Annotated in this window: 36 protein-coding genes; 4 read left to right on the forward strand and 32 right to left on the reverse strand. The window is 60.7% G+C overall.

Annotation, left to right across the window (positions count from 1 at the left end):
* The first annotated feature begins 255 nt into the window (after positions 1-255).
* Complete coding sequence (locus J7557_RS05755; protein WP_291418170.1) at positions 256-2,523, forward strand: LLM class flavin-dependent oxidoreductase; 2,268 nt, start codon at positions 256-258, stop codon at positions 2,521-2,523.
* A gap of 11 nt (positions 2,524-2,534) precedes the next feature.
* A complete protein-coding gene (locus tag J7557_RS05760; protein WP_291418172.1) occupies positions 2,535-3,080 on the forward strand; it encodes an AAA family ATPase in 546 nt (181 codons plus the stop codon).
* Here J7557_RS05760 and J7557_RS05765 read toward each other — a convergent pair.
* On the reverse strand, positions 3,061-4,092 hold the full coding sequence (locus tag J7557_RS05765) for an NAD-dependent epimerase/dehydratase family protein (RefSeq protein WP_291418174.1): 1,032 nt from the start codon (positions 4,090-4,092) through the stop codon (positions 3,061-3,063). The genes J7557_RS05760 and J7557_RS05765 overlap by 20 nt on opposite strands.
* A 188-nt stretch (positions 4,093-4,280) precedes the next feature.
* On the opposite strand from J7557_RS05765, the gene J7557_RS05770 reads away from it, so the two are divergent.
* Positions 4,281-4,673, forward strand: coding sequence for a YciI family protein (locus tag J7557_RS05770; RefSeq protein ID WP_291418176.1), 393 nt, complete (start codon positions 4,281-4,283; stop codon positions 4,671-4,673).
* A gap of 43 nt (positions 4,674-4,716) precedes the next feature.
* Positions 4,717-5,124: a GFA family protein gene (locus tag J7557_RS05775; RefSeq protein ID WP_291418178.1), complete on the forward strand. Its 408-nt coding sequence runs from the start codon at positions 4,717-4,719 to the stop codon at positions 5,122-5,124.
* 324 nt (positions 5,125-5,448) lie between these two features.
* On the opposite strand, the gene rplQ is transcribed toward J7557_RS05775, so the two are convergent.
* The 31 genes from rplQ to rpsL form a co-directional block, all read right to left on the reverse strand.
* A complete protein-coding gene (gene rplQ, locus J7557_RS05780; protein ID WP_291418180.1) occupies positions 5,449-5,871 on the reverse strand; it encodes a 50S ribosomal protein L17 in 423 nt (140 codons plus the stop codon).
* A gap of 31 nt (positions 5,872-5,902) precedes the next feature.
* Positions 5,903-6,922, reverse strand: a complete 1,020-nt coding sequence (locus tag J7557_RS05785) for a DNA-directed RNA polymerase subunit alpha (protein ID WP_035080869.1) — start codon at positions 6,920-6,922, stop codon at positions 5,903-5,905.
* 101 nt (positions 6,923-7,023) lie between these two features.
* Entirely contained in the window at positions 7,024-7,416 is a 393-nt protein-coding gene (rpsK, locus tag J7557_RS05790; protein WP_035080867.1) for a 30S ribosomal protein S11, read from the reverse strand.
* A 152-nt stretch (positions 7,417-7,568) separates the two neighbouring features.
* A complete protein-coding gene (gene rpsM, locus J7557_RS05795; RefSeq protein ID WP_035080865.1) occupies positions 7,569-7,937 on the reverse strand; it encodes a 30S ribosomal protein S13 in 369 nt (122 codons plus the stop codon).
* Between the two features lie 175 nt (positions 7,938-8,112).
* Entirely contained in the window at positions 8,113-8,676 is a 564-nt protein-coding gene (locus tag J7557_RS05800; protein ID WP_291418185.1) for an adenylate kinase, read from the reverse strand.
* On the reverse strand, positions 8,673-10,010 hold the full coding sequence (gene secY, locus J7557_RS05805; protein WP_035080861.1) for a preprotein translocase subunit SecY: 1,338 nt from the start codon (positions 10,008-10,010) through the stop codon (positions 8,673-8,675). The genes J7557_RS05800 and secY overlap by 4 nt, the downstream gene beginning before the upstream one ends.
* Positions 10,011-10,224: 214 nt before the next feature.
* Entirely contained in the window at positions 10,225-10,728 is a 504-nt protein-coding gene (gene rplO, locus J7557_RS05810; protein WP_291418187.1) for a 50S ribosomal protein L15, read from the reverse strand.
* Between the two features lie 17 nt (positions 10,729-10,745).
* The gene (gene rpmD / locus J7557_RS05815) at positions 10,746-10,934 is read right to left on the reverse strand and encodes a 50S ribosomal protein L30 (protein ID WP_291418189.1); all 189 of its coding nucleotides are present in this window, start codon (positions 10,932-10,934) and stop codon (positions 10,746-10,748) included.
* A 24-nt stretch (positions 10,935-10,958) separates the two neighbouring features.
* Complete coding sequence (rpsE, locus tag J7557_RS05820; protein ID WP_291418191.1) at positions 10,959-11,492, reverse strand: 30S ribosomal protein S5; 534 nt, start codon at positions 11,490-11,492, stop codon at positions 10,959-10,961.
* 20 nt (positions 11,493-11,512) lie between these two features.
* Positions 11,513-11,875, reverse strand: a complete 363-nt coding sequence (rplR, locus tag J7557_RS05825; RefSeq protein WP_291418193.1) for a 50S ribosomal protein L18 — start codon at positions 11,873-11,875, stop codon at positions 11,513-11,515.
* A gap of 12 nt (positions 11,876-11,887) precedes the next feature.
* Entirely contained in the window at positions 11,888-12,421 is a 534-nt protein-coding gene (gene rplF, locus J7557_RS05830; RefSeq protein WP_291418195.1) for a 50S ribosomal protein L6, read from the reverse strand.
* A gap of 183 nt (positions 12,422-12,604) precedes the next feature.
* Positions 12,605-13,003 carry a 30S ribosomal protein S8 gene (rpsH, locus tag J7557_RS05835; protein WP_291418197.1) on the reverse strand — a complete coding sequence of 133 codons (399 nt, stop codon included), beginning with the start codon at positions 13,001-13,003 and terminating at the stop codon, positions 12,605-12,607.
* A 12-nt stretch (positions 13,004-13,015) separates the two neighbouring features.
* Positions 13,016-13,321 (reverse strand): 30S ribosomal protein S14, encoded by a 306-nt coding sequence (gene rpsN / locus J7557_RS05840; protein WP_291418199.1) that lies wholly within the window; start codon positions 13,319-13,321, stop codon positions 13,016-13,018.
* A gap of 30 nt (positions 13,322-13,351) precedes the next feature.
* Entirely contained in the window at positions 13,352-13,909 is a 558-nt protein-coding gene (gene rplE / locus J7557_RS05845) for a 50S ribosomal protein L5 (RefSeq protein WP_291418202.1), read from the reverse strand.
* Positions 13,902-14,213, reverse strand: coding sequence for a 50S ribosomal protein L24 (gene rplX, locus J7557_RS05850; RefSeq protein ID WP_291418204.1), 312 nt, complete (start codon positions 14,211-14,213; stop codon positions 13,902-13,904). Before rplX ends, rplE begins: the two co-directional genes overlap by 8 nt.
* The gene (gene rplN / locus J7557_RS05855) at positions 14,213-14,581 is read right to left on the reverse strand and encodes a 50S ribosomal protein L14 (protein WP_035080843.1); all 369 of its coding nucleotides are present in this window, start codon (positions 14,579-14,581) and stop codon (positions 14,213-14,215) included. Before rplN ends, rplX begins: the two co-directional genes overlap by 1 nt.
* Before the next feature lie 67 nt (positions 14,582-14,648).
* Positions 14,649-14,882 carry a 30S ribosomal protein S17 gene (gene rpsQ, locus J7557_RS05860; RefSeq protein ID WP_035080842.1) on the reverse strand — a complete coding sequence of 78 codons (234 nt, stop codon included), beginning with the start codon at positions 14,880-14,882 and terminating at the stop codon, positions 14,649-14,651.
* A gap of 12 nt (positions 14,883-14,894) precedes the next feature.
* Positions 14,895-15,089: a 50S ribosomal protein L29 gene (rpmC, locus tag J7557_RS05865; protein ID WP_056308254.1), complete on the reverse strand. Its 195-nt coding sequence runs from the start codon at positions 15,087-15,089 to the stop codon at positions 14,895-14,897.
* An 11-nt stretch (positions 15,090-15,100) separates the two neighbouring features.
* On the reverse strand, positions 15,101-15,514 hold the full coding sequence (rplP, locus tag J7557_RS05870; protein ID WP_035080838.1) for a 50S ribosomal protein L16: 414 nt from the start codon (positions 15,512-15,514) through the stop codon (positions 15,101-15,103).
* A gap of 15 nt (positions 15,515-15,529) precedes the next feature.
* Complete coding sequence (gene rpsC / locus J7557_RS05875) at positions 15,530-16,270, reverse strand: 30S ribosomal protein S3 (protein ID WP_291406734.1); 741 nt, start codon at positions 16,268-16,270, stop codon at positions 15,530-15,532.
* Positions 16,270-16,650 carry a 50S ribosomal protein L22 gene (gene rplV / locus J7557_RS05880; protein WP_035080834.1) on the reverse strand — a complete coding sequence of 127 codons (381 nt, stop codon included), beginning with the start codon at positions 16,648-16,650 and terminating at the stop codon, positions 16,270-16,272. Before rplV ends, rpsC begins: the two co-directional genes overlap by 1 nt.
* Position 16,651: 1 nt before the next feature.
* Positions 16,652-16,930 (reverse strand): 30S ribosomal protein S19, encoded by a 279-nt coding sequence (gene rpsS / locus J7557_RS05885; RefSeq protein ID WP_291418209.1) that lies wholly within the window; start codon positions 16,928-16,930, stop codon positions 16,652-16,654.
* A 3-nt stretch (positions 16,931-16,933) separates the two neighbouring features.
* The gene (gene rplB, locus J7557_RS05890) at positions 16,934-17,773 is read right to left on the reverse strand and encodes a 50S ribosomal protein L2 (protein WP_291418212.1); all 840 of its coding nucleotides are present in this window, start codon (positions 17,771-17,773) and stop codon (positions 16,934-16,936) included.
* Between the two features lie 18 nt (positions 17,774-17,791).
* Positions 17,792-18,085 carry a 50S ribosomal protein L23 gene (locus J7557_RS05895; RefSeq protein ID WP_035080826.1) on the reverse strand — a complete coding sequence of 98 codons (294 nt, stop codon included), beginning with the start codon at positions 18,083-18,085 and terminating at the stop codon, positions 17,792-17,794.
* Positions 18,082-18,699, reverse strand: a complete 618-nt coding sequence (gene rplD, locus J7557_RS05900; protein ID WP_035080824.1) for a 50S ribosomal protein L4 — start codon at positions 18,697-18,699, stop codon at positions 18,082-18,084. Before rplD ends, J7557_RS05895 begins: the two co-directional genes overlap by 4 nt.
* A complete protein-coding gene (rplC, locus tag J7557_RS05905) occupies positions 18,700-19,395 on the reverse strand; it encodes a 50S ribosomal protein L3 (protein ID WP_291418216.1) in 696 nt (231 codons plus the stop codon).
* A 94-nt stretch (positions 19,396-19,489) separates the two neighbouring features.
* Positions 19,490-19,798, reverse strand: a complete 309-nt coding sequence (rpsJ, locus tag J7557_RS05910) for a 30S ribosomal protein S10 (RefSeq protein WP_035080820.1) — start codon at positions 19,796-19,798, stop codon at positions 19,490-19,492.
* Between the two features lie 68 nt (positions 19,799-19,866).
* Entirely contained in the window at positions 19,867-21,057 is a 1,191-nt protein-coding gene (gene tuf, locus J7557_RS05915; protein WP_291418218.1) for an elongation factor Tu, read from the reverse strand.
* Between the two features lie 71 nt (positions 21,058-21,128).
* On the reverse strand, positions 21,129-23,219 hold the full coding sequence (gene fusA / locus J7557_RS05920) for an elongation factor G (protein WP_291418220.1): 2,091 nt from the start codon (positions 23,217-23,219) through the stop codon (positions 21,129-21,131).
* 12 nt (positions 23,220-23,231) lie between these two features.
* Complete coding sequence (rpsG, locus tag J7557_RS05925; protein ID WP_035080814.1) at positions 23,232-23,702, reverse strand: 30S ribosomal protein S7; 471 nt, start codon at positions 23,700-23,702, stop codon at positions 23,232-23,234.
* 14 nt (positions 23,703-23,716) lie between these two features.
* A complete protein-coding gene (gene rpsL / locus J7557_RS05930; protein WP_035080811.1) occupies positions 23,717-24,088 on the reverse strand; it encodes a 30S ribosomal protein S12 in 372 nt (123 codons plus the stop codon).
* Positions 24,089-24,322: the final 234 nt, after the last annotated feature.

The raw sequence follows: 24,322 nt of genomic DNA on the forward strand, positions 1-24,322 counted from the left end.
GATGAGGGGTCAGCGGTGTTGTCGCTCGCTCCTTTGCGGAGGAGAGATACCCCTCACCCTGGATTTTTGCTGAACGCAAAATCCTGTCCCTCTCCCTCAAGGGGCGAGGGATCACCGAATTCGCCATGGCGAATTCGGTTGGGGCCAGTGGGTGGGGCGATACTAAGTGTTGGCCGGTCACATCCATGTGTCCACTTGCATGGGCGACGGTATCACCTAAATAGTCGGTTACCATTTGTAACCATTGAGCCTGCCATGACCGATTATGGGCACGAGCTGAAGTTTGGCACTTTTATCACGCCGAGCGCGCAGCAAGCCGATGACGTGGTCGCCCTGGCGCAGCTGACCGAGGCTGCGGGGCTGGACCTCGCCACGTTTCAAGACCATCCCTATCAGAGCAATTTCCTCGATGCGTGGACATTGATGAGCTTCGTTGCGGCCAAGACCGAGCGGATCAGCCTTGCCGGCAATGTGCTGAACCTGCCGCTGCGGCAGCCTGCCGTGTTGGCGCGGTCGGTGGCAAGCCTCGACCTGCTCTCGCATGGGCGGGCGGAGCTGGGGCTCGGCGCGGGCGCCTTCTGGGACGGCATCAAGGGCATGGGTGGCGAGGAATTGACGCCGGGCCAGGCCGTGGATGCGCTGGAAGAGGCGATTGATGTCATTCGCGGCATCTGGGATGCCGGCAAATCGGGTGGCGTGCGGGTCGATGGCAAATATCACAAGGCGGCCGGCGCGCGGCGGGGGCCCCTGCCCGCGCATGGCGTGAGCATCTGGCTCGGGGCGTTGAAGCCGCGCATGCTGAAGCTGATCGGGCGCAAGGCGGACGGCTGGCTGCCATCGATGAGCTACATCAAGACCCCGACGATTGCCGAGAGCAATGCGATCATAGATGCGGCGGCAGTTGAGGCCGGGCGCGATCCGCGGGAAATCCGGCGGCTGATCAATGTCGGCGGGCGGTTGGCGACGCCAGAGGATGTCGAGGCGCTGGTCGAGCAATTGGTCGGGCTGGCGCTCGAACATGGATTTTCGACCTTTATCCTGCCGGCCGATGCGCCTGGGGCGATCGAGACTTTCGGCAAGGATGTGGCGCCGGCGGTGCGGGCGCGGGTCGAGACGGAGCGGAAGGTCTCGGGGACGCAGACCGGGCCGGTGCGCAGCGCAAGGGCGCTGGCGGCGCGGCGGGAGGGGATCGACTATGACGGGGTGCCGGCGGCGCTGGCCGGGCGCGTCGTCGAGCCGGGCGATCATGATTTTTCAAAACATCGCTCGACCTATATTCACAAGGGCAATCCGGGGCTGGTGCTGCGGCCCAGAACGGTCGAAGAGGTGCGGGAGGCTGTTGCTTATGCCGCGCGGCAGGACGTGCCGCTGGCGGTGCGCAGCGGCGGGCATGGCATATCGGGGCGATCGACCAATGATGGCGGGCTGGTGCTCGATGTGGGGCAGCTCAATTCGATCCGGCTGATGGATGAGAAGACCAGGCTATTCCGGGTTGGGCCCGGGGCGCGTTGGGGCGAAGTGGCCACGGCGCTGGCGCCGCATGGATTGGGCATGAGTTCGGGCGACTACGGCGATGTCGGCGTGGGCGGTCTCGCGACGGCCGGCGGCATCGGGTATTTTTCGCGAAAGCATGGGCTGACGCTGGATCATGTGCAGGCGGCGGAGGTGGTGCTGGCCGATGGCTCGTTCGTGCGGGCGGATCGGGAAAACCATGCCGATCTCTTCTGGGCGCTGCGTGGCGCGGGCGGCAATTTTGGCGTGGTGACGGCGCTGGAACTGGATGCCTATCCGGTCGGGAATGTCGTCTTTGCGCAGCTCACTTATGATCTTTCGGATGCGCAGAGCGTTTTGCCGCGCTGGGCGGAGACGGTGATTGCCGCGCCGCGGGAGCTGACGAGTTTTCTCACTATGGTGCCGGGGCGCTCGGGCAGCGGGCCGATTGCGCAGGCGAGCGTTGTCATCATGAGCGACGATCCCGCGGTGGCGGAGCCGATGCTGCAGCCGTTCCTCTCGGTCGGACCGATGCTGGGGAGCCAGGCCTATATCATTCCCTATACGGCGCTGGTGGAGAGCCATTTCTCGGGGCATGACGGGGCGGGCGGGCTGGTGTCGCGGGCGGGGCTGGTGACCGATCTGACGCCGGCTTTGGCGAAGGGGATGGCGGAGCTCCTGGCGGCGGGCGCGACCAATATGATGCAGTTGCGGGCTGTGGGCGGGGCGGTGAACGATGTGGGGGCCGACGAGACGGCCTATGCGCATCGGCACCAGAACTTCTCGCTCAATGCGGGTGCTTATGGGGACGCGATGGCGCGGCGGCTGGATGCGATCTGGCCGAGCATTTCGGCGCAGTTGGATGGGCTCTATCTCAATTTTGAGACGGGGACCGAGCCGCACTTGCTTGAAAAGGCATTTCCGGGCAAAACGCTCGCCCGCCTGCGCCGGCTCAAGGCCGAGTATGATCCCGGCGGGTTGTTCAATTCGAATTTCCCCATCCCGCCGGCTTCCGAGGAGGCCGCTGCCTAGGAGCGACGATCATGGACGATCTGCCGGAACTTTCTTCTTTGGGCCGGCGGATCATGATCATGGGGCCGAGCAATTCGGGCAAATCCACTCTCGCTGTTGCGCTGGGTCAAAAGCTCGGCGCGACCGTCATTCACATGGATCGCCTTCGTCATCTGCCCAACACCAATTGGAAAGTGCGTCCGGACGCAGACTTCGCCGCACTCCATGATGAAGCCATCCTGCAGCCGAGTTGGATCATTGAGGGCAACTACTCTGCCCTGACGCCGCAACGCTTTCATCGGGCGACCGGTGTGCTCGTCATTACGGATAGCCTGACGAAGCGCTATTGGCGCTACTTCATGCGCACAATTTTCCAGCGCCAACGGGCTGGGGGCCTGGAGGGCGGCCAAGACTACGTCAACTGGATGATGCTCAGCTGGCTTTGGAAGACGCGTAGCTCCGTCGGCAAATACCAGGACGCTGCGCAGGCCTCCGGCCTGCCCCATCTGTTCGTCAGCAACCAGCGCGAGTTGGATCGGCTCTATCGCGCCTGGGGGCTTACCTTGCCTTTGGCTTGATGAGGTTGAAGCGGAGCAGACTTTCGGCGGCGCTGAGGATGGCTTCTTCGGAGGTGTGATAGGCGCGGCCGAGGAGCTTTTCGCCCTTGCGTCCGTCAAAGTGCTTCTGGTTGCCGATGTCGTTGATGATCTGGCGGACGGGGCCGCCCATCAGGGCGAGGAGGCGCATCAGCCAGTCGGGGACGGTTTTGAGGGTCACAGGGTAGTCGGGGTAGGCTTTGCGGAGGATCGTCGCGACGTCCTCGAAACTTTGATAGGGGCCAGTGCAGAGGTAGCGCTGGCCGATACTTTCCGGGTTCTTCAGGGCGGCGAGGTGCATGGCGGCGACGTCGCGGACGTCGCTGATGGCAAAGCCGATGCGCGGCATGGCGGGGGTGGACCCATCGAGGAGGCCGCCGACGAGGCTGAGGGAAATGCTGGTTTCCGGGTCGCTGGCGGGACCGAGAATGGCGCCGGGGTGGATGGTGGTCAGTTGCATGCCTTGGCCGTTGGCGAAGGCCCAGGCGGCCTGTTCGGCGCGGGTTTTGCCGATGCAATAGGCCCAGGGGCGGCGCATCTTGTTCAGGTCGGTGAAATCGGCCTCGGTATAGGTGCGCGAGCCGGTCTCGTGGCCGTGGCCATAGCCGACGGTGGCGATGGACGAGGTCATGATAACGCGGCGGACGCCTTCGGCGCGGGCGAAGCGCAGAACGCGCTCGGTGCCTTCGACGGCGGGGCGGATAACGGCGGACGGGTCTTTGGGTTCTTCGGCCACGATGACGGTCGCGACGTGCATCACCGCCTGCACGTCTTCCATGGCATAGGCCCAGCCGGCGTCGTCGAGGAGGTCGGCTTCGACGATTTCGAGACGATCCTGAGTGCCGGGCGCAAGAAGGTCCATCGCGGCCTGGATGGAGGTCAGCTTGCGGCGATTGCGGACGGTGCCGCGCACGCGAAAACCGGCGCGCAGGAGTTCGCCAATGACGTGCTTGGCCACGAAGCCGGAGGCCCCGGTGACGAGGATGCGGTCCATGAATCTGCCCCCAATTCTCACCCCTGCCCTACACGCTCAAAGAGGCGCGCGGAAGCAGCTTTTGGTTTGTCCGGGGGACATTGGAAAAGGGGCGACAAGAAAATTGGATAAATTAGTCTGAGTTCGGTCGCACCGTTCGTCTAGGTGTGACGGCGGGAACGGCCTGCCGGTTTCGAGAGGAGACTAAAATGCAATTCCTGGTCGCTATCCACCTGCCCGACGACTACGACCCGTCCAAGGAAGACGCATCGACGATCAAGGACATTTCCGACCTCAACGAGGAGATGATCGCCAAAGGGGCGCGCGTATTCGTGGGCGGCCTGCAGACAGCAACGCGGGCCAAGACGATAAGGGCGCGGAACAATGGTGGCATGGTGGTGACCGATGGGCCGTTCGTCGAGGCGAAGGAGCATGTCGGCGGGTTTTGGGTACTCGAATGCGCGAGCGAAGAAGAGGCGGTCGAGTGGGGGAAGAAGGCTACGGTGGCCTGTCGGGCGCCGGTGGAGGTGCGGCAGTTCATGCAGGTGCCGCCGGAGAGGTTGAAGGCAAGAGCCGAGGCCGAGGCACGGGCGGCGCAATAGGGCGATGTCGAACCCCCGACCCAAGCATCGTGGAGCATAGATAATGAGAGTCGACGGTTCTTGCCATTGCGGGGCAATTCGCTTTGAGGCGGAAATTGATCCGGAAAAGGTTCGGCTTTGCCACTGCACGGATTGCCAGCAACTTTCTGGTACGGCGTTTAGGGTGGTGGCGCCCTGCCCCGAGCAGCGGTTTCATCTGCTGCAGGGGACGCCCAGGATTTACGTCAAGACGGCGGAGAGTGGGCGGCATCGGCAGCAGGCGTTTTGTGCGGATTGCGGGTCGGCGCTCTATGCAACGTCGGACGAGCCGGCTGGGGAGCGGAGTTTGGGGCTTCGGGTCGGGGTTTTGGGGCAAAGGCGGGAGTTGGTGCCAAAGCGGCAGTTTTGGGTGAGGTCGGCGTTGCCGTGGTTGCCCGCGCTTCCGGGGGATGAGGTTGGGGATAATGGGTAGGGCCAAGGGGCCCTGGGCCCCTGGTAGGTTCAAATTTGCTGAGACTTCTTATCAGTCGTCACCACAGGGCTTGTCCCGGTGCTCCATGCCTCCCAGACATGGATTGCCGGGACGAGCCCGGCAATGACGATGGAGGGGGAGATTTGAGCTTGTGTGGGTAGCCGCAGGCGGAGCCAAAACCGAGTGAGATTCCCGCTTTCGCGGGAATGACGCCGCGGGTGGACGGGAATGAGTGGGAATGACGGGGACGGCGCTGTGATCTCGCGCCGAAAAACAAAAAGGGCGGCCACTGGGGCCGCCCTTTGAATTTGGTGGAAGCGTCGCTTACGCGGCTTCGGATTCGTTTTCGTCGTACTGGACCGGACCGGAGTCCTGGCCCTTGGCGTTGACGTCGCGATCGACGAACTCGATCACAGCCAGCGGGGCGTTGTCGCCGTAGCGGAAGCCGGCCTTCAGGATGCGGATGTAGCCGCCCTGACGTTCTGCATAGCGCGGGCCGAGAACGGCAAAGAGCTTAGCAACCTGGCCTTCGTCGCGGATCTGCGCAATCGCCTGACGACGAGCGTGCAGGTCGCCGCGCTTGCCGAGGGTGATGAGCTTCTCGACGATCGGACGCAGGTCCTTGGCCTTGGGAAGGGTGGTGACGATCTGTTCGTGCTTGATCAGCGCAGCGGACATGTTGGCGAACATGGCCTTGCGGTGGGAAGCGGTACGGCTGAGTTTGCGGCCGCGATTACCGTGTCGCATGGGTATCTCCTAAAATCTTGGCAGCGCCGGATCAGTAATGATCTTCGTAGCGCTTGGCGAGGTCATCGATATTCTCGGGCGGCCAATTGGCCACGTCCATCCCGAGATGAAGCCCCATCTGTGCCAGGACTTCCTTGATTTCGTTGAGCGACTTGCGGCCAAAGTTCGGGGTCCGCAGCATCTCGGCTTCCGTCTTCTGGATGAGGTCGCCGATATAGACGATGTTGTCGTTCTTGAGGCAGTTGGCCGAACGGACAGACAGTTCGAGTTCGTCGACCTTCTTGAGCAGCGCCGGGTTGAAGGCGAGTTCCGGGACAGCGTCCTGGGCCTTTTCCTTGGTGGGCTCTTCGAAGTTGACGAAGACCGAAAGCTGGTCCTGAAGAATACGCGCAGCATAGGCCACGGCATCTTCCGGCGAAACGCCGCCATTGGTTTCGACGGACAGCGTCAGCTTGTCCTTGTCGAGGCTTTCGCCAGCACGGGTCGCATCAACCTTGTAGCTGACACGGCGCACAGGCGAGAACAGTGCGTCGACCGGAATATAGCCGATGGGGGCATCTTCCGGACGGTTCTTGTCGGCCGGGACATAGCCCTTGCCGGTATTGACGGTGAACTCGATATTGATCTCGGCACCATCGTCGAGATGGCAGATCACGAGTTCGGGGTTCAGAACTTCGATATCGCCGGAGACCTTGATGTCGCCAGCGGTCACGGCGCCCGGACCCTGCTTGGAGAGAGTAAGACGCTTCGGGCCTTCGCCACCCATCTTGATGGCGATTTCCTTGACGTTCAGCACGAGGTCAGTGATGTCCTCACGTACGCCCGGAAGCGACGAGAATTCGTGCAGAATGCCATCGATCTGGATAGCGGTTACCGCCGCGCCCTGAAGCGACGACAGCAAGACGCGACGCAAAGCGTTGCCAAGGGTCAAGCCATAGCCGCGTTCAAGCGGCTCGGCGATAACCGAAGCATGACGCGAGTCAGCGCCATCCGAAACAATCTCCAGCTTGGTCGGCTTGATAAGTTCCTGCCAGTTCCTCTGGATCGTCACGGTATTGTCCTTTCAAATTCGCGGCCTGACGAGGCCGCACCGCCGCAAACACAATAGAACCCCTGGCCCCGGGGCCAGGAGTTTACCAAGTGGTCTAGTCTTTAGACGCGGCGCCGCTTGCGCGGACGGCAACCGTTGTGCGGAATCGAGGTCACGTCGCGGATGGAGGTGACGTTGAAACCGGCAGCCTGAAGAGCGCGGAGCGCAGATTCACGGCCCGAACCGGGACCACGCACTTCGACCTCAAGGGTCTTCATGCCATGTTCCTGGGCCTTCTTAGCAGCATCTTCGGCAGCAACCTGGGCAGCATAGGGGGTCGACTTGCGCGAGCCCTTGAAGCCCATAACGCCCGACGAGGACCACGAAATCGTGTTGCCCTGCATGTCGGCGATGGTGATCATGGTGTTGTTGAAGGAGGCGTTCACGTGTGCAACGCCCGAAGTGATATTCTTGCGTTCTTTGCGGCGGATGCGCGTGGTATCAGTCTTAGCCATTCAGGTCCTCTTGGGTATCGGCGCTGCCGTAATGCCAGCAGCTCCACCACGGAAGAAGCGGATCAGGATTTTGGCATCCCCTAACCGGGTAGCCAAACCTCGATCCGCAGCTTCCAATAAAAATGCCAGCCCGCATAATCGCGGGCGTGGAATTACTTCTTCTTGCCGGCGATCGGCTTTGCCGGGCCCTTGCGGGTGCGGGCATTGGTGTGGGTCCGCTGACCGCGGACCGGCAGGCCACGACGGTGGCGCAGGCCACGATAGTTGCCGAGGTCCATCAAACGCTTGATGTTCATGGCAACGTTACGGCGAAGATCACCTTCCACGACGTAGTCGCGGTCGATGGTTTCACGGATCTGGATCACTTCGGCGTCGGTCAGTTCGTTGACGCGACGTTCAGCCGGAATACCGACCTTCTCGACGATGTCCTGGGCGAACTTGTCGCCGATACCGTGAATGTACTGCAGCGCGATCACCACGCGCTTGTTCGTCGGAATATTGACGCCAGCAATACGAGCCACGTCTGCTCTCCTTCATTCAACACGCGCCATCGCGGCGGGTGTCATTCAAACAACAAGGGACCGGATTTCGACCCCCACCTAATGTGAGAAACCGAACCCAGCCCAATAATCCATGAGACTGGTGCGGTTCTTTAAGGATTCGACAAGGCGAAGTCAACACTCGCCTTGTCGAAGATTACTTGCCGAGGGCCGTCTTGATGGCCGCCGTCACCGTTTCGACCGCTTCCATGCCGTCGACCGTCTTCACCAGGCCCTGCCGGCTATAGTAGTCGACGAGGGGAGCGGTGCTGGTCTGGTAGACATCGAGGCGCTTGCGGATGACTTCTGGATTGTCATCCGGGCGATTGCTGTCCTTGGAGCGCTGAATCACGCGGCGCACCAGTTCGTCGGCATCGGCAGTCAGCTCGATAACGGCATCGAGCTTGATTCCCTTGGCCTTGAGCATGTCATCGAGGGCCTGGGCCTGCGCAATGGTGCGCGGGAAGCCATCGAGGATAAAGCCGGGCTTGCAGTCTTCGGCATCGATGCGTTCAGACACGATGCCGTTGACGATAGCGTCCGAGACGAGATCGCCCCGATCCATGATCGCCTTAGCTTCGAGCCCGAGGGGCGTCTGAGCGGCGATAGCGGCCCGCAGGATGTCACCAGTGGACAATTGCGGGATGCCGTAGGCCTCAACCAAAATCTTTGCCTGCGTGCCCTTCCCCGCCCCTGGCGGTCCCAACAGGATCAGTCTCATCGGCGCTTGCCCCCTCCAAGGCGAGATTTCTTCAACAGCCCTTCATATTGCTGGGCCACGAGATGGCTCTGGATCTGGCTGACCGTATCAAGGGTCACCGTCACCATGATCAGCAGCGAGGTGCCGCCAATGAACTGGCTGACCGCCAGCTGGCTGAACATCACTTCGGGAATCAGAGCCACAACAGTGAGATAGAGTGCACCGATAACCGTGATACGCGTCAACACATAGTCGATGTGCTGGGCGGTGCGTTCACCCGGACGGATGCCAGGAATGAAACCGCCGGAGCGCTTCAGGTTGTCGGCCGTCTCCGTCGGATTGAACACGATGGCCGTGTAGAAGAAGGCGAAGAAGATAATGAAGAACGCGAACAGCGCCAGATAGAGTGGCTGGCCGCGGCCGAGGAGCGCCGTCACCGTGGTGAGCCAGGCCGGCGCATTGCCCTGGGCCGCGAACGACGCGATGGTCGCGGGCAGCAGCAGGAGCGAGGAGCCGAAGATCACCGGGATAACGCCCGAGGTGTTGAGCTTGAGTGGCAGGTGCGAGCTTTCGCCCTGGAACATCTTATTGCCCACCTGGCGCTTCGGATACTGGATCAGCAGCCGGCGCTGGGCGCGCTCGAAGAAGACGATGGCGGCAATCACCACCAGAGCCAGGACGATCATGCCGAGGGCAGCAAAGCCCGGGATTGCGCCGGTACGGCTCAGTTCCAGGGTCTGCGCGATGGTCGAGGGCAGGTTTGCCACGATACCGGCGAAGATGATCAGCGAGATACCGTTGCCGACGCCGCGCGAGGTGATCTGCTCACCCAGCCACATCAGGAACATGGTGCCGCCAACCAGCGTGATGACGGTCGAGAGGCGGAAGAACCAGCCGGGATTGAGGACGACGCCCTGGCTGCCTTCGAGGCCCACGGCGATGCCGTATGCCTGGACGGCGCAGAACACGACCGCCAGATAGCGGGTGTACTGGTTCATCTTGCGGCGGCCTGCTTCACCCTCTTTCTTGAGAGCTTCGAGGCGCGGCGAGGCCGTGGCGATCACCTGCACGACGATGGACGCCGTGATGTAGGGAATGAGGTTCAGGGCGAAGATGGCCATACGTTCCACGGCGCCGCCGGAGAACATGTTGAACATCCCGATGATGCCCTGCTGGCTCTGCTCGAACGTCGCGCGGAACGCGTCGGGATCGATGCCAGGAACCGGAATGAAGGTGCCCAAACGATAAACAAGCAGCGCGCCCAGTGTGAACCAGATGCGCTGCTGCAGGGCTTTCGCCTTGGAAAAGGTCGAGAATGAGAGATTGCGAGCTAGCTGCTCGGCTGCGGACGCCATACTTCGCTCCCTAGAGCCTGATATGAGCTCAACGCTTCAAATCGGCGGCTCCAAAATTTCGTTGCCGCAGGGTTCTGTGCGGAGTTACCGCCCCTGCTCCGTGGCTTTGAGGCCAGGCGCGCTCGGAGCGCCCAGGGAGCATATAGGACTGCGCCCCCAGCGCAACAAACCAAAAAAGCGCACCCGACCACAAGGCCGGGTGCGCAAAGCCAAATTACTTGGCAGCGTACGGAGTCTTCTTCCAGGTTTCCTTGACCGGAATCACGTCGACCTTGCCGCCGGCAGCTTCGATAGCTGCAGCTGCGCCCTTGGTGACGTGGTCAACCTTGAAGGTCACCTTCTTGGAGGTGAAGCCAGCCGAACCGATCAGACGAACGCCGTCCTTGGGACGACGGATCACGCCGGCAGCGACGAGAGCCGCTGCGTCGATCACGCCCTTGGCGTCCAGCTTGCCGCTGTCGATATAGGCCTGGATGCGGTCGATGCGGACCTGGTTCCAATCCTTGGGGTTCCAAGCATTGAAGCCACGCTTCGGCATACGCATGTGAAGGGGCATCTGGCCGCCTTCAAAGCCGTTGATCGCGACACCGGCACGGGCCGTCTGGCCCTTGCCGCCACGACCACCGGTCTTGCCAACGCCGGAGCCGATACCACGGCCGACGCGAACGCGGACCTTGGTGGAGCCGGGATTGTCGCGAAGTTCGTTCAAACGAGTCATTTGTCGAGCCTTCCCTATTACTCGCCGATTACGCGGACGAGGTGCGGGACCTTGTTGATCATGCCACGGACTTCGGGCGTATCAATCAGCTCGCGCTCTTTGTTCATCTTGTTCAGCCCGAGACCGATCAGGGTCGCGCGCTGGCTCTTTTCGCGGCGGATCGGCGAACCGATCTGCTTCACGGTGATAGTTTTCTTGTCAGCCATTGTGCTTCTCCGTTCCTACGGGGCTCAGGCTTCGACAGCAGTCTCGCCGCGGCGAGCTTGCAGTTCGGAGACCTTGAGGCCGCGGCGGGCAGCCACGGCGCGGGGGCTATCGACGTTCTTGAGAGCGTCGAAAGTCGCGCGGACCATGTTGTACGGGTTCGAAGTACCGGTGGACTTGGCGACGATGTCGTTGATGCCCAGGGTTTCGAAGACGGCGCGCATCGGACCACCGGCGATGATACCGGTACCCGGAACTGCTGCACGGAGAACGACCTTGCCGGCGCCGTGGCGGCCGGTGATGTCGTGGTGCAGCGTGCGGGCGTCGCGCAGCGGCACGCGGATCATCTGGCGCTTGGCCTGTTCCGTTGCCTTGCGGATCGCTTCTGGAACTTCACGGGCCTTACCGTGACCGAAACCAACGCGACCCTTCTGGTCACCCACAACGACGAGGGCTGCGAAGCCGAAGCGCTTACCACCCTTAACAACCTTGGCCACACGGTTGATGTGGACCAGGCGATCGACGAACTCGCTTTCGCGTTCTTGAACGTCTCTGCTCATAATGTTTTTCCTCGCCGCTGTTAGAACTGCAGACCGCCCTCACGGGCAGCATCTGCAAGGGCCTTAACGCGGCCGTGATAAATGTAAGCGCCGCGATCGAAGATCACTTCGGCAACGCCGGCCTTAACACCGCGCTCTGCGATCAGCTTGCCGACAACAGCGGCAGCCTCAGAGGTGCCGCCGCTCTTGAGCGAGCCGCGCACGTCCTTCTCGAGGGTGGAAGCTGCAGCCAGCGTACGACCGTTCGCGTCGTCGATGATCTGGGCGTAGATATTCTTGTCCGAGCGGAAAACGCTGAGACGGGCGCGACCGAAGGCACGAGCCTTGAGCGCCTTGCGGACACGAGCCTTGCGGCGGTCTGCACCTTTTGCACTGATAGCCATAGGTGGCGCTCCTTACTTCTTCTTGCCTTCTTTGCGGAAGACCTGCTCGTTGGCGTAACGCACGCCCTTGCCCTTGTAGGGCTCGGGGGGACGCCAACCGCGGATCTCCGCAGCGACCTGACCGACCTGCTGCTTATCAATGCCGGTGATGACGATTTCCGTCGGAGCCGGCACGGCCAGGGTGATACCCTTGGGAGCCGCATAGATCACTTCGTGGCTGAAACCGAGCGAGAGCTTGACGTCCTTGCCCTGCAGCGCGGCACGATAACCGACGCCCTGGATGGCCAGCTTCTTCTCGAAACCCGCGCTCACCCCGGTGACCATGTTCTGGATCAGCGCGCGGGTGGTGCCCCAGGCTGCACGAGCTTCACGGGTGTCGTTAGCAGGCGTAACGACAATGCCGTCCGAACCCTGCTCAATGTTGACGATATCCATGAGCGTGAGGCTCAGTTCGCCCTTCGGGCCCTTGGCGGAGACGACACGACCATTGATCGTGACCGTAACGCCATTAACCGGGGCCACCGGTTTCTTGCCAGTACGTGACATTCTATATCCTTGAGTAATCGTCTTACCGCGCATCCAATGCGCGTGAAGGTGCCCGAAAACGGAGCCGACCAGCGTTTCCGAGAAACGTTGATCGCGCTCCTATCAGTTTTTGCCGCACATTCAACAGGAAAGTGGAAACCACCTACCCCAGAAGTGCTTCAATGAGCTTCGGGCCCACACGCATTAGAAGACGCGGCAGAGTACCTCGCCACCAACGTTGGCAGCCTTGGCTTCGTGATCGGCCATCACACCCTTGGGGGTGGAGAGGATCGAAACACCGAGGCCGTTAGCCACCTGCGGAATATTCTTGACCGACGCGTACACGCGGCGGCCGGGACGGGAAACGCGCTCGATGGTGCGGATCACGCCTACATTGTCCGAATACTTCAGTTCGATTTCGTATTCGGCAGCGCCGTTCTCGAACTTGGTCTCCGAGTAGCCGCGGATGAAACCCTCGGACTGGAGAACGTCCAGCACGCGACCGCGAAGGGTCGAGGCCGGCGTCGAAACGGTATTCTTGCGACGCTCCTGAGCGTTGCGGATGCGGGTCAGCATATCGCCGATGGGATCGGAAAAGCTCATTTATGTCTCTCCTTACCAGCTCGACTTAACCAGACCCGGGATCTGACCCAGGTTGCCCAGCTGACGCAGGGCGATACGGCTCATCTTGAGCTTGCGATAGTAACCGCGCGGACGACCGGAAACTTCGCAACGGTTGCGAACGCGAACCTTTGCGGAGTTGCGCGGAAGCTCGGCCAGCTTAAGGGTGGCCTGGAAGCGCTCTTCGATCGACACGCCCTGGTCCTTGACGGTAGCCTTCAGAGCAGCGCGCTTTTCGGCATACTGCTTAGCGAGCTTGGCGCGCTTGTTGTTCTTTTCGATGGAACTGGTCTTTGCCATGTTCTGATCCTTTATCCCTTCCCTGCCCGCTTACTGGCGGAACGGGAAGTTGAAAGCGCGCAGCAGAGCACGAGCTTCATCATCCGTCTTGGCCGTCGTGGCGATCACGATATCCATGCCCCAGACCTGATCAATCTGATCATAGTTGATCTCGGGGAAAATGATGTGTTCCTTGATGCCCATGGCATAGTTGCCACGGCCGTCGAAGGAGTTCGGGTTCAGGCCACGGAAGTCGCGGACGCGCGGCAGTGCGATGTTCACCAGACGATCCAGGAACTCGTACATGCGGGTCTTGCGCAGCGTAACCTTCACGCCAAGCGGCATCTGCTCGCGGACCTTGAAGCCTGCGATGGACTTGCGCGCGTGGGTGACGACAGCCTTCTGACCGGCGATCTTCTCAAGCTCAGCCTGAGCCGACTTCACCTTCTTGGTGTCGTTGACGGCTTCGCCAACGCCCATGTTCAGAACGATCTTGTCGAGCTTGGGCAGCTCCATGACGTTCTTGTACTCGAACTGCTTGGTCAGTTCGGCCTTGATCGTTTCGTCATAATAGGTGCGCAGGCGCGGAATGTAGACGGTCTCAGCCATCGATCTGGTCTCCGGTCGACTTGGCGACGCGGGTCTTCACGCCGTCCTTGATCTGGAAACCGACGCGGGTCGGCTTGCCAGCCTTGTCAGCAACGGCCAGGTTCGACAGGTGGATCGGCGCTTCCTTGGTGAAGATACCGGCGTCCTGCGAGGCAGTCTGCTTCTGATGCTTGCGGACAAGGTTGATACCCTGGACAAGCGCCTTGGTTTCGGTCGGGATGACGGACAGGACCTGACCGGTCTTGCCCTTGTCCTTGCCGGCCAGGACGACGACTTTATCGCCCTTCTTGATCTTGGAGGCCATTATAGCACCTCTGGGGCGAGCGAGATGATCTTCATGTGGTTGCGAGCGCGGAGTTCGCGCGGAACCGGTCCGAAGATACGGGTGCCGATCGGCTCTTTCTGATTGTTGATCAGAACCGCGGCGTTCTTGTCAAAACGGATGACGGTGCCATCGGGGCGACGAATGTCAGTCGCGGTGCGAACCACCACGGCCTTCATTACCTGGCCCTTCTTAACGCGGCCACGCGGAATAGCGTCCTTGACCGAAACGACAATAATGTCGCCGACCGAGGCGTATTTGCGATGCGAACCGCCCAGCACCTTGATGCACATGACACGACGAGCGCCGGAGTTGTCCGCGACGTCGAGATTGGACTGCATCTGGATCATAACTGGATGCCTTCTAGTTGAACCGGCTGCACCGTCATCCGGCTCGCCGACCTAATTTCAATTTCTCTTACGCAGACGGAACAAGCGTCCAGCGCTTGTTCTTGCTGATCGGCGCGGTCTCTTCGATCCACACCACGTCACCGACTTTAGCCACATTAGCTTCATCGTGGGCGTGGTACTTCTTGGAACGACGCACTGTCTTCTTCAGAAGGGGGTGCGTGAAACGGCGCTCGACGCGGACGACGATCGTCTTTTCGTTAGCGTCGGAGACAACAGTCCCCTGCAAAACGCGCTTTGGCATGGGTTTTATTCCTTACTTAGCTGCGTTCTGTTGGCCGAGGATCGTCTTAATCCGCGCGATGTCGCGGCGGACTTCCTTGACCCGGGCCGGCTTTTCCAACTGCTGAGTAGCGCGCTGGAAACGCAGGTTAAACTGTTCTTTCTTCAGGTCGACGAGCTGATCTTTCAGTTCGTCTGCGGTTTTGCTCCGCACATCACTGGCTTTCATGCTCGTGTTCCTTAGTCGACAATGCGCGTAACGATGCGCGTGGTGATCGGCAACTTCATTGCTCCGAGGCGAAGCGCCTCCTTTGCAACGTCTTCGGGTACGCCGTCAATCTCAAAAACGATACGACCCGGCTTTACGCGCGCCGCCCAGTACTCGACGGAACCCTTACCCTTACCCATACGGACTTCGGTAGGCTTCTTGGAGACCGGAAGATCCGGGAAAATCCGGATCCAAACTCGGCCCTGACGCTTCATCTCGCGAGTGATCGCGCGACGAGCTGCTTCGATCTGACGGGCGGTAACGCGTTCCGGTTCGGTGGCCTTGAGTGCGTAGGAGCCGAATGCCAGATCAGTACCACCCTTGGCCAGGCCATGGATGCGGCCCTTGTGGGCCTTACGGAACTTAGTACGCTTCGGTTGCAGCATATTCGTTCAACCTTCTTATGCGCGTTCGCGATCGCGGTCGCCGCGTTCACGACGCGGTTCGCGCTCGGAACGCTGGCCACCTTCACCACCACCTTCGGTGGCGCGACGCTCATGGGCAGACGGATCGTGCTCAAGGACTTCGCCCTTGAAGACCCATACCTTGATGCCGATGATGCCATACGTGGTTTCGGCTTCAGCCGTACCGTAGTCGATATCAGCACGCAGGGTGTGCAGCGGCACGCGGCCTTCGCGGTACCATTCGGTACGAGCGATGTCGGCACCACCGAGACGGCCACCAACGTTGACGCGGATACCACCGGCGCCCATGCGGATTGCAGTCTGCACTGCGCGCTTCATGGCACGACGGAAGGCAACGCGGCGTTCGAGCTGCTGGGCAATGCCCTGGGCAACCAGGGTCGCGTCCGTTTCCGGCTTGCGCACTTCAACGATGTTGATGTGCACTTCAGAGTCGGTGAACTTCTTGACCTTGGCGCGGATCTTGTCGATGTCAGCGCCCTTCTTGCCGATCACGATGCCCGGACGGGCAGTGTGGATCGACACGCGGCACTTGCGGTGCGGACGCTCGATGACGATCTTGGAAACGGCAGCGGCCTTCAGATCTTTCATCAGAGTGGTGCGGATCTTCAGGTCTTCCTGGAGCAGCGTGCCGTATTCGCCCTTGTTGGCGAACCAGCGGCTATCCCAGGTGCGGTTGATGCCCAGGCGGAAGCCAATGGGATTGATCTTCTGGCCCATTATGCGGCCTCCTCAACTTGCCGGACGATGATCGTCAGATGCGAGAATGGCTTCTCGACACGAGCCGACTTACCGCGACCGCGGGCCATGAAACGCTTCATGACCAGCGAGTTGCCGACGAAGGCTTCAGCAACGACGAGAGCGTCGGTGTCGAGGCCATGGTTGTTCTCGGCATTGGCGATGGCGCTCTCGAGCACCTTCTTCACCTGGCCGGAGATGCGCTTGTGGCTGAATTCGAGATCGGCCAGGGCCTTCTCAACCTTCTTGCCACGGATCAACTGCGCGACGAGGTTCAGCTTCTGAGGGCTGATGCGCAGCATGCGCAGGACAGCCTTAGCCTCGTTGTCTTTGAGAGCGCGCTCAGTCTTTGGCTTGCTCATCTTACTTCCTCTTGGCCTTCTTGTCGGCCGCGTGACCGTAGTAGGTACGGGTCGGGGCGAACTCGCCAAACTTGTGACCGATCATGTCTTCGGTGACGGACACCGGGACATGCTTCTGGCCGTTGTGCACGCCGAACGTGATGCCGACAAACTGCGGCAGGATCGTCGAACGACGCGACCAGATCTTGATCACATCGTTGCGGCCCGAGCTCAGGGCCTTCTCGGCCTTCTTGAGCATGTAGCCGTCGACAAACGGCCCCTTCCAAACTGAACGGGTCATGACTTACCTGCCCTTCTTCACGTGACGGCTGCGAACGATAAACTGGTCCGTCGCCTTGTTGGAACGCGTACGCTTGCCCTTGGTCGGCTTGCCCCACGGAGAAACCGGGTGACGGCCACCAGAGGTACGGCCTTCACCACCACCATGCGGGTGGTCGACCGGGTTCATGGTCACGCCGCGGTTGACCGGCTTCTTGCCGAGCCAGCGGTTGCGACCGGCCTTGCCGAGCGAGGTGTTGGCGTGGTCCTGGTTGGACACGGCACCAACGGTGGCGAGGCACGAACCATGGACGCGGCGCTGTTCACCCGAGTTCAGGCGAAGGATCGCCCAACCCTGGTCACGGCCGACGTACTGGGCATAGGCACCGGCGGAACGAGCGACCTGGCCACCCTTGCGGGGCTTCAGTTCGACGTTGTGCACAATGGTGCCGACCGGCATGCGCTCGAGCGGCATTGCATTGCCCGGCTTCACGTCGACAGTGTTCATCGAGGAGATGACCTTGTCGCCGGCACCCAGACGCTGCGGAGCAACGATGTAGGCCTGTTCGCCGTCTTCGTAGTTCACCAGAGCGATCCAGGCGGTGCGGTTCGGATCGTATTCGAGACGTTCAATCGTCCCGACGACGTCGAACTTCACGCGCTTGAAGTCGATCATGCGGTAAGAGCGCTTGTGACCACCACCACGATGGTAGGCAGTGATACGGCCGGTGTTGTTACGGCCGCCGCTCTTGTTGAGGCCTTCGGTCAATGCCTTGACCGGCTTGCCCTTCCAGAGTTCCGAACGGTCGGTCGTGATGAGGGTACGACGGCCTTCGGAGGTGGGATTATAAGTCTTTAGAGCCATTTTGCTGTCTCTTGTCCCTTAGAGGCCGGTCGAAATATCGATCGACTGGCCGTCGACGAGGGTCACGATGGCCTTCTTAACGTCATTGCGGACGCCAACCTTGCCACGGAAGCGCTTCACCTTGCCCTTGCGGACCAGGGTGTTCACTGCCTTGACCTTGACCGAGAAGAGCTGCTCGACGGCAGCCTTGATATCGGTCTTGCTGGCATCAATCGCCACGTCGAAAACGACCTGGTTGTATTCCGAAGCCATCGTCGACTTTTCGGTCACGACGGGGTTACGGACGATGTCGTAAGCGGCAAGCTTGTTCATGCGAACCTCGCTTCGAGCGCTTCGAGCGCTGCCTTGGTGAGGACGAGCTTGTCGCGCTTCAGGATCGAAACAACGTTGATCCCCTGGATCGGCAGCACGTCGATGTTCGGGATGTTGCGGGCGGCCAGAGCGAAGTTCTGGTCGACGTTTGCGCCATCGATGATCAGCGCGCTTGCCCATTCCAGCTTACCGAACGTGGTACGCAGAGCGGCCGTCTTGGCTTCAGCCTGAGCAACGCTGTCGAGAACGATCAGCGAGCCAGCCTTGGCCTTGGACGAGAGAGCGTGCTTCAGAGCGAGAACGCGGACCTTCTTGGGAAGATCGATCGCGTGGCTACGCGGGGTCGGACCGAATGCACGGCCACCACCACGGAACTGGGGAGCCTTGCGATCGCCGTGACGAGCGCCGCCGCCCTTCTGCTTCTTGAACTTCTTGCCCGTGCGCACGCCTTCGGAACGGTTCTTCACGTCGTGCGTGCCGGCCATTGCCTTGAGCTGCTGGTAGCGAACCATACGGTGCAGGATGTCGGCGCGGACTTCGAGACCAAAGACATCGTCCTTGAGATCGACCGTACCGGCGGACTTACCGTCGAGAGTGGTTACCTTGAGTTCCATTTACTTCGCTTCTCCCGCAGCAGCGGCCTCGAACGAACCCGGCAGGGCAACGTTCGCGGGAGCCGGCTTCTTGACGGCGTCCTTGACCATGATCCAAGCGCCCTTGGCGCCCGGAACCGAACCCTGGATCAGCAGCAGACCACGTTCCACGTCGGTCTTGACGACCTTGACGTTCTGCGTGGTGATGCGACGATCGCCCATGTGGCCCGGCATCTTCTTGTTCTTGAAGGTCTTACCCGGGTCCTGACGGCCACCGGTCGAACCGATGGAACGGTGGGAAACGGACACACCGTGGGAGGCGCGCAGACCACCGAAGTTCCAGCGCTTCATACCACCGGCAAAACCCTTACCGATCGACGTACCCGTGACGTCGACAAGCTGGCCCTCGGCGAAGTGGTCCGCCTTGAGGGTAGCGCCAACCTCGATGAGGTTTTCAGCATCAACGCGGAATTCCGCGACGTGACGCTTCGGCTCGACCTTGGCAACGGCGTAGTGGCCGCGCTCAGCTTTCGAGACATTCTTGGCCTTGGCCTGGCCTGCGCCGAGCTGCAGAGCAACGTAGCCGTCCTTTTCGACGGTCCGCTGAGCTACCACCTGGCAGTTCTGCAGGGCCAGCACCGTGACCGGAACGTGCGAGCCGTCCTCGGCGAAGATGCGGGTCATCCCCAGCTTCTGTGCGATCAATCCAGAACGCATCGGTTATACCTTCTTGTTGGCGCTCTGCCGGGTCATGGTTTCAGAGGACCCCTTTTGCGGCAGGCGCGGAAACTTATTTTTTGTAGTCGTATTCTTAGAGCTTGATTTCGACGTCGACGCCGGCGGCGAGATCGAGCTTCATCAGTGCATCGACCGTCTGAGGGGTCGGGTCCACAATGTCAAGCAGACGCTTGTGGGTCCGGATCTCGAACTGCTCACGCGCCTTCTTGTCGATGTGCGGTGAGCGGTTGACGGTGAACTTGTCGATGCGGGTCGGCAGCGGAATCGGACCGCGAACCTGGGCACCCGTACGCTTTGCGGTGTTGACGATCTCGCGGGTCGACGTATCGAGCACGCGATGGTCAAACGCCTTGAGGCGGATGCGGATATTCTGACCGTTCATCTTCTCAAATCCTGACGGAAAAAGATCGCGGCGCGCTTAATCGCGCGCCGCGAATGTCTCAAACAGACTTACTTCAGGATCGTGGCGACGACGCCCGAACCAACAGTACGGCCACCTTCACGGATAGCGAAGCGGAGCTTCTCTTCCATGGCGATCGGAACGATCAGCTGAACGTTGATGTTCAGGTTGTCGCCCGGCATCACCATTTCGGTGCCTTCGGGAAGGGTCACGATACCGGTCACGTCCGTCGTACGGAAGTAGAACTGCGGGCGGTAGTTGCCGAAGAACGGAGTGTGACGGCCGCCTTCTTCCTTGGTGAGGATGTAGACCTCAGCCGTGAAGTCGGTGTGCGGGGTCACGGAACCGGGCTTGCAGAGAACCTGGCCGCGCTCGACCTGAGTGCGGTCGATACCACGGATCAGAGCGCCGATGTTGTCGCCAGCTTCACCCGAATCGAGCAGCTTGCGGAACATTTCGACACCGGTAACGGTGGTCTTCTGGGTTGCCTTGATGCCGACGATTTCTACTTCTTCGCCAACCTTGACGATGCCGCGTTCGACGCGACCGGTAACCACAGTACCACGACCCGAGATCGAGAACACGTCTTCGATCGGGAGGAGGAACGGCTGGTCAACCGGACGTTCCGGCTGCGGGATGTATTCGTCAACAGCAGCCATCAGCTCGAGAACGGCGTCGTGGCCGAGCTTCTGGTCCGAGTTTTCGAGAGCGGCCAGAGCCGAGCCCTTGATGATCGGAATGTCGTCGCCCGGGAATTCGTAGGACGAGAGCAGTTCGCGAACTTCGAGTTCGACGAGCTCGAGCAGTTCCGGATCGTCGACCATGTCGCACTTGTTCAGGAACACGACGAGAGCCGGCACACCGACCTGACGAGCGAGCAGGATGTGCTCACGGGTCTGCGGCATCGGGCCGTCAGCAGCCGACACGACCAGGATCGCGCCGTCCATCTGGGCAGCACCGGTGATCATGTTCTTCACATAGTCAGCGTGGCCGGGGCAGTCGACGTGAGCGTAGTGACGCTTCTGGGTCTCGTACTCGACGTGTGCGGTGTTGATGGTGATGCCGCGGGCCTTTTCTTCGGGGGCCGCGTCGATCTGATCGTACGCCTTGAAGGTCGCGCCGCCGGTCTCAGCCAGCACCTTGGTGATCGCTGCGGTCAGCGAGGTCTTGCCATGGTCAACGTGACCGATGGTGCCGATGTTGCAGTGCGGCTTGGAGCGGGAAAATTTTTCCTTACCCATAGCTTTTCTCCAAATTCGTCAGCGCAAATGGCCGACATACAGTTGAGTTTCTTGACTAGCTTGCGCTGGTTTTAGGCGTACTTGGCCTGGACTTCGTCAGCGACAGCCTGCGGGACCTGTTCGTAGTGATCGAACACCATGGAATACTGTGCACGACCCTGGCTCATGGAGCGCAGCGAGTTCACATACCCGAACATGTTTGCAAGCGGCACGAACGCATTCACGACCTGGACAACACCACGGCCTTCAGTGCCCTGGATCTGCCCACGACGGGAGTTGAGATCGCCGATGACGTCGCCCATGTAATCTTCCGGCGTGACAACTTCAACCTTCATGATCGGTTCGAGAATTTTCGGACCGGCTTCACGAAGAGCCTCACGGAAGCCTGCACGGCCGGCGATTTCGAACGCGAGCACCGAAGAGTCGACGTCGTGGTAAGCGCCGTCGGTCAGGGTGACCTTCACGTCAACGACGGGGAAGCCGATCAGCGGGCCTGCGCCCATGACCGATTCGACACCCTTGAGAACGCCCGGGACGTATTCCTTGGGAACAGCGCCGCCGACGATGGCGTTGACGAACTCGAGGCCCTTGCCGACTTCACCCGGCTCGACAGTGATCTTGATACGAGCGAACTGACCCGAACCACCCGACTGCTTCTTGTGGGTATAGTCCTTGTCGGTCTTGCGCGTGATCGTCTCACGGTACGCAACCTGCGGCTGGCCGATGTTTGCTTCAACCTTGAACTCGCGACGCATACGGTCGACGAGAATGTCGAGGTGAAGTTCGCCCATGCCGGAGATGATGGTCTGGCCGGATTCTTCGTCGGTCTTGACGCGGAACGACGGATCTTCGGCAGCCAGGCGGTTCAGAGCGAGGCCCATCTTTTCCTGGTCGGCCTTGGACTTCGGCTCGACGGAGATGTCGATAACCGGATCCGGGAAGACCATGCGCTCGAGGATAACCTGCGAGTTGGTCGGAGCCAACGTATCACCCGTGGTGGTGTCCTTGAGGCCGACGATGGCAACGATGTCACCAGCAAAGGCTTCAGTGATCTGCTCACGGCTGTTGGCATGCATCTGGAACATGCGGCCAACGCGTTCGCGCTTGCCCTTCACGGTGTTTTCCAGGCTGATGCCAGCTTCGAGGTGACCCGAATAGATGCGGCAGAAGGTCAGCGTACCCATGTGCGGGTCGTTGGCGATCTTGAATGCCAGCATCGAGAGCGGTTCGTTGTCGTCAGCGTGACGTTCGATCGGCTGCTCGGTCTTGGCGTCGATGCCCTGGATAGCAGGAACGTCGAGCGGGGACGGCAGGAAGTCGATAACGCCATCGAGCAGGGGCTGAACGCCCTTGTTCTTGAACGCCGAGCCAGCGAAGACGAGGAAGAACTTGGCACCGATCACGCCCTGACGGAGCAGGCGACGGATGGTGTCGTTGTTCGGCACTTCGCCATTCAGGTAAGCTTCCATCGCAGCGTCGTCCATTTCGACGGCAGCTTCGATCATAGCTTCGCGGTACTTGGCGGCCTTGTCCTTGAGGTCGGCCGGAATGTCGACGACATCCCACTGAGCGCCGAGCTCTTCGTTGCGCCACACCAGAGCATTCATCTCGATGAGGTCGACAACGCCCTTGAATTCGGTTTCAGCGCCGATCGGCAGCTGAACCGGAACGCCACGGGCACCGAGACGCGAACCGATCATTTCCACGCAGCGGTAGAAGTCGGCACCGGTCTTGTCCATCTTGTTGACGAAGATGAGACGGGGAACGTGGTACTTGTCGGCCTGACGCCACACGGTTTCGGTCTGCGGTTCAACGCCAGCATTGGCGTCGAGCAGAGCGACGGCACCGTCGAGCACACGGAGCGAACGTTCGACTTCAATGGTGAAGTCCACGTGGCCGGGGGTGTCGATGATGTTGAAGCGGTGCTGGGTACCGTTGCGGTCCTTCCAGAACGTGGTCGTAGCGGCCGACGTAATGGTGATACCGCGTTCCTGCTCCTGCTCCATCCAGTCCATGGTCGCAGCGCCGTCGTGGACTTCGCCGATCTTATGGGACTTGCCGGTGTAGTAGAGGATGCGTTCGGTCGTGGTCGTCTTGCCAGCATCGATGTGAGCCATGATGCCGAAGTTACGATAGAGATTAATAGGATATTCGCGTGCCATAGGGCGCTCCTACTACCAGCGGTAGTGCGAGAAGGCACGGTTGGCATCAGCCATACGGTGCGTATCTTCGCGCTTCTTGACAGCCTGACCACGGCCATTCATCGCATCCATGAGCTCGCCGGAAAGGCGCTCGCGCATGGTGTTCTCGCCGCGCTTGCGGGCGGACTCGATGAGCCAGCGGATGGCCAGGGCCTGCTGACGGTCGGTGCGGACTTCGACCGGAACCTGGTACGTAGCACCACCAACGCGGCGCGAACGGACTTCAACGGCCGGACGGATATTGTCCAGGGCGTTGTGGAACACAGTGATCGGGTCCTGCTTCGTCTTGGTTTCGACGATGTCGAAAGCGCCATAGACGATGGATTCTGCAGCCGACTTCTTGCCGTCCTTCATGAGCGAATTCATGAACTTGGAAACGACCAGATCGCCGAACTTGGGATCAGGAATAACTTCACGCTTCTCGGCGCGGTGACGACGGGACATCGCTCAATATCTCCTTACTTCGGACGCTTCGCGCCATACTTGGACCGGCGCTGCTTGCGGTCCTTCACGCTCTGCGTGTCGAGAACGCCGCGGAGCACGTGGTAGCGAACGCCCGGCAAATCGCGAACGCGACCGCCGCGGATGAGCACAACGGAGTGCTCCTGCAGATTGTGACCCTCACCCGGGATGTAGGAAATCACTTCGCGCTGGTTGGTCAGGCGAACCTTCGCAACCTTACGCAGAGCCGAGTTCGGCTTCTTCGGGGTCGTGGTATAAACACGAGAGCAAACGCCGCGCTTTTGCGGGTTCGCTTCCATTGCCGGAACCTTGTTCCGCTTTGGCTTGCTGGCGCGTGGCTTGCGGATCAGCTGATTAATGGTGGGCATTGCGCTCTTTCCATCGTCCAAAAATTCAAGTTCGGTCTACACACAAGCAAACCAAAGTGGCGCTCATCCGAACCCTTCCGGGAGTCGGCGGCGCCCCAATTTGCAGCGGACCAACCCTGAAAACAGGGACAGTCATGCGCACAAGGATTTGCTTCGTCTAGTTACCCGACAGTGTGTTTGATTGTCCTGGATTCCCGCGCTAGGTGGCAGGGACCCGGTGTGACAACCACGACC

Origin of the sequence: Devosia sp., assembly GCF_017744655.1 — a bacterium.
Classification (GTDB): Bacteria; Pseudomonadota; Alphaproteobacteria; order Rhizobiales; family Devosiaceae; genus Devosia.

Bases quoted from the DNA above. Each gene is read 5' to 3' on its own strand.
- rplX (WP_291418204.1), bottom strand. From the start codon at position 14,213: ATGGCCTCCAAGATCAAGAAGGGCGATAAAGTCGTCGTCCTGGCCGGC.
- J7557_RS05800 (WP_291418185.1), bottom strand. From the start codon at position 8,676: ATGAGACTGATCCTGTTGGGACCGCCAGGGGCGGGGAAGGGCACGCAG.
- rpsG (WP_035080814.1), bottom strand. From the start codon at position 23,702: ATGTCCCGTCGTCACCGCGCCGAGAAGCGTGAAGTTATTCCTGATCCC.
- rpsK (WP_035080867.1), bottom strand. From the start codon at position 7,416: ATGGCTAAGACTGATACCACGCGCATCCGCCGCAAAGAACGCAAGAAT.
- rplQ (WP_291418180.1), bottom strand. From the start codon at position 5,871: ATGCGACACGGTAATCGCGGCCGCAAACTCAGCCGTACCGCTTCCCAC.
- rpsH (WP_291418197.1), bottom strand. From the start codon at position 13,003: ATGAGCTTTTCCGATCCCATCGGCGATATGCTGACCCGCATCCGCAAC.
- tuf (WP_291418218.1), bottom strand. From the start codon at position 21,057: ATGGGTAAGGAAAAATTTTCCCGCTCCAAGCCGCACTGCAACATCGGC.
- rplB (WP_291418212.1), bottom strand. From the start codon at position 17,773: ATGGCTCTAAAGACTTATAATCCCACCTCCGAAGGCCGTCGTACCCTC.
- rpsN (WP_291418199.1), bottom strand. From the start codon at position 13,321: ATGGCAAAGACCAGTTCCATCGAAAAGAACAACAAGCGCGCCAAGCTC.
- rplV (WP_035080834.1), bottom strand. From the start codon at position 16,650: ATGAGCAAGCCAAAGACTGAGCGCGCTCTCAAAGACAACGAGGCTAAG.
- rplD (WP_035080824.1), bottom strand. From the start codon at position 18,699: ATGGAACTCAAGGTAACCACTCTCGACGGTAAGTCCGCCGGTACGGTC.
- secY (WP_035080861.1), bottom strand. From the start codon at position 10,010: ATGGCGTCCGCAGCCGAGCAGCTAGCTCGCAATCTCTCATTCTCGACC.
- J7557_RS05755 (WP_291418170.1), top strand. From the start codon at position 256: ATGACCGATTATGGGCACGAGCTGAAGTTTGGCACTTTTATCACGCCG.
- J7557_RS05895 (WP_035080826.1), bottom strand. From the start codon at position 18,085: ATGAACAAGCTTGCCGCTTACGACATCGTCCGTAACCCCGTCGTGACC.
- rplF (WP_291418195.1), bottom strand. From the start codon at position 12,421: ATGTCACGTACTGGCAAGAAACCGGTGGCCCCGGTTAATGGCGTTACG.
- rpmD (WP_291418189.1), bottom strand. From the start codon at position 10,934: ATGGCTGACAAGAAAACTATCACCGTGAAGCAGATCGGTTCGCCGATC.
- rpsC (WP_291406734.1), bottom strand. From the start codon at position 16,270: ATGGGCCAGAAGATCAATCCCATTGGCTTCCGCCTGGGCATCAACCGC.
- rplE (WP_291418202.1), bottom strand. From the start codon at position 13,909: ATGGCTGAGACCGTCTACATTCCGCGCCTGCGCACCTATTATGACGAA.
- rpsL (WP_035080811.1), bottom strand. From the start codon at position 24,088: ATGCCCACCATTAATCAGCTGATCCGCAAGCCACGCGCCAGCAAGCCA.
- rplC (WP_291418216.1), bottom strand. From the start codon at position 19,395: ATGCGTTCTGGATTGATCGCACAGAAGCTGGGGATGACCCGCATCTTC.
- rpsS (WP_291418209.1), bottom strand. From the start codon at position 16,930: ATGACCCGTTCAGTTTGGAAGGGGCCGTTTGTCGACGGCTACATGCTC.
- fusA (WP_291418220.1), bottom strand. From the start codon at position 23,219: ATGGCACGCGAATATCCTATTAATCTCTATCGTAACTTCGGCATCATG.
- rpsQ (WP_035080842.1), bottom strand. From the start codon at position 14,882: ATGCCAAAGCGCGTTTTGCAGGGGACTGTTGTCTCCGACGCTAACGAA.
- J7557_RS05760 (WP_291418172.1), top strand. From the start codon at position 2,535: ATGGACGATCTGCCGGAACTTTCTTCTTTGGGCCGGCGGATCATGATC.
- rpmC (WP_056308254.1), bottom strand. From the start codon at position 15,089: ATGAAAGCCAGTGATGTGCGGAGCAAAACCGCAGACGAACTGAAAGAT.
- J7557_RS05775 (WP_291418178.1), top strand. From the start codon at position 4,717: ATGAGAGTCGACGGTTCTTGCCATTGCGGGGCAATTCGCTTTGAGGCG.
- rplR (WP_291418193.1), bottom strand. From the start codon at position 11,875: ATGGCTATCAGTGCAAAAGGTGCAGACCGCCGCAAGGCTCGTGTCCGC.
- rplP (WP_035080838.1), bottom strand. From the start codon at position 15,514: ATGCTGCAACCGAAGCGTACTAAGTTCCGTAAGGCCCACAAGGGCCGC.
- J7557_RS05770 (WP_291418176.1), top strand. From the start codon at position 4,281: ATGCAATTCCTGGTCGCTATCCACCTGCCCGACGACTACGACCCGTCC.
- rplN (WP_035080843.1), bottom strand. From the start codon at position 14,581: ATGATCCAGATGCAGTCCAATCTCGACGTCGCGGACAACTCCGGCGCT.
- rplO (WP_291418187.1), bottom strand. From the start codon at position 10,728: ATGACTCGTTTGAACGAACTTCGCGACAATCCCGGCTCCACCAAGGTC.
- rpsE (WP_291418191.1), bottom strand. From the start codon at position 11,492: ATGAGCAGAGACGTTCAAGAACGCGAAAGCGAGTTCGTCGATCGCCTG.
- J7557_RS05765 (WP_291418174.1), bottom strand. From the start codon at position 4,092: ATGGACCGCATCCTCGTCACCGGGGCCTCCGGCTTCGTGGCCAAGCAC.
- rpsJ (WP_035080820.1), bottom strand. From the start codon at position 19,798: ATGAACGGTCAGAATATCCGCATCCGCCTCAAGGCGTTTGACCATCGC.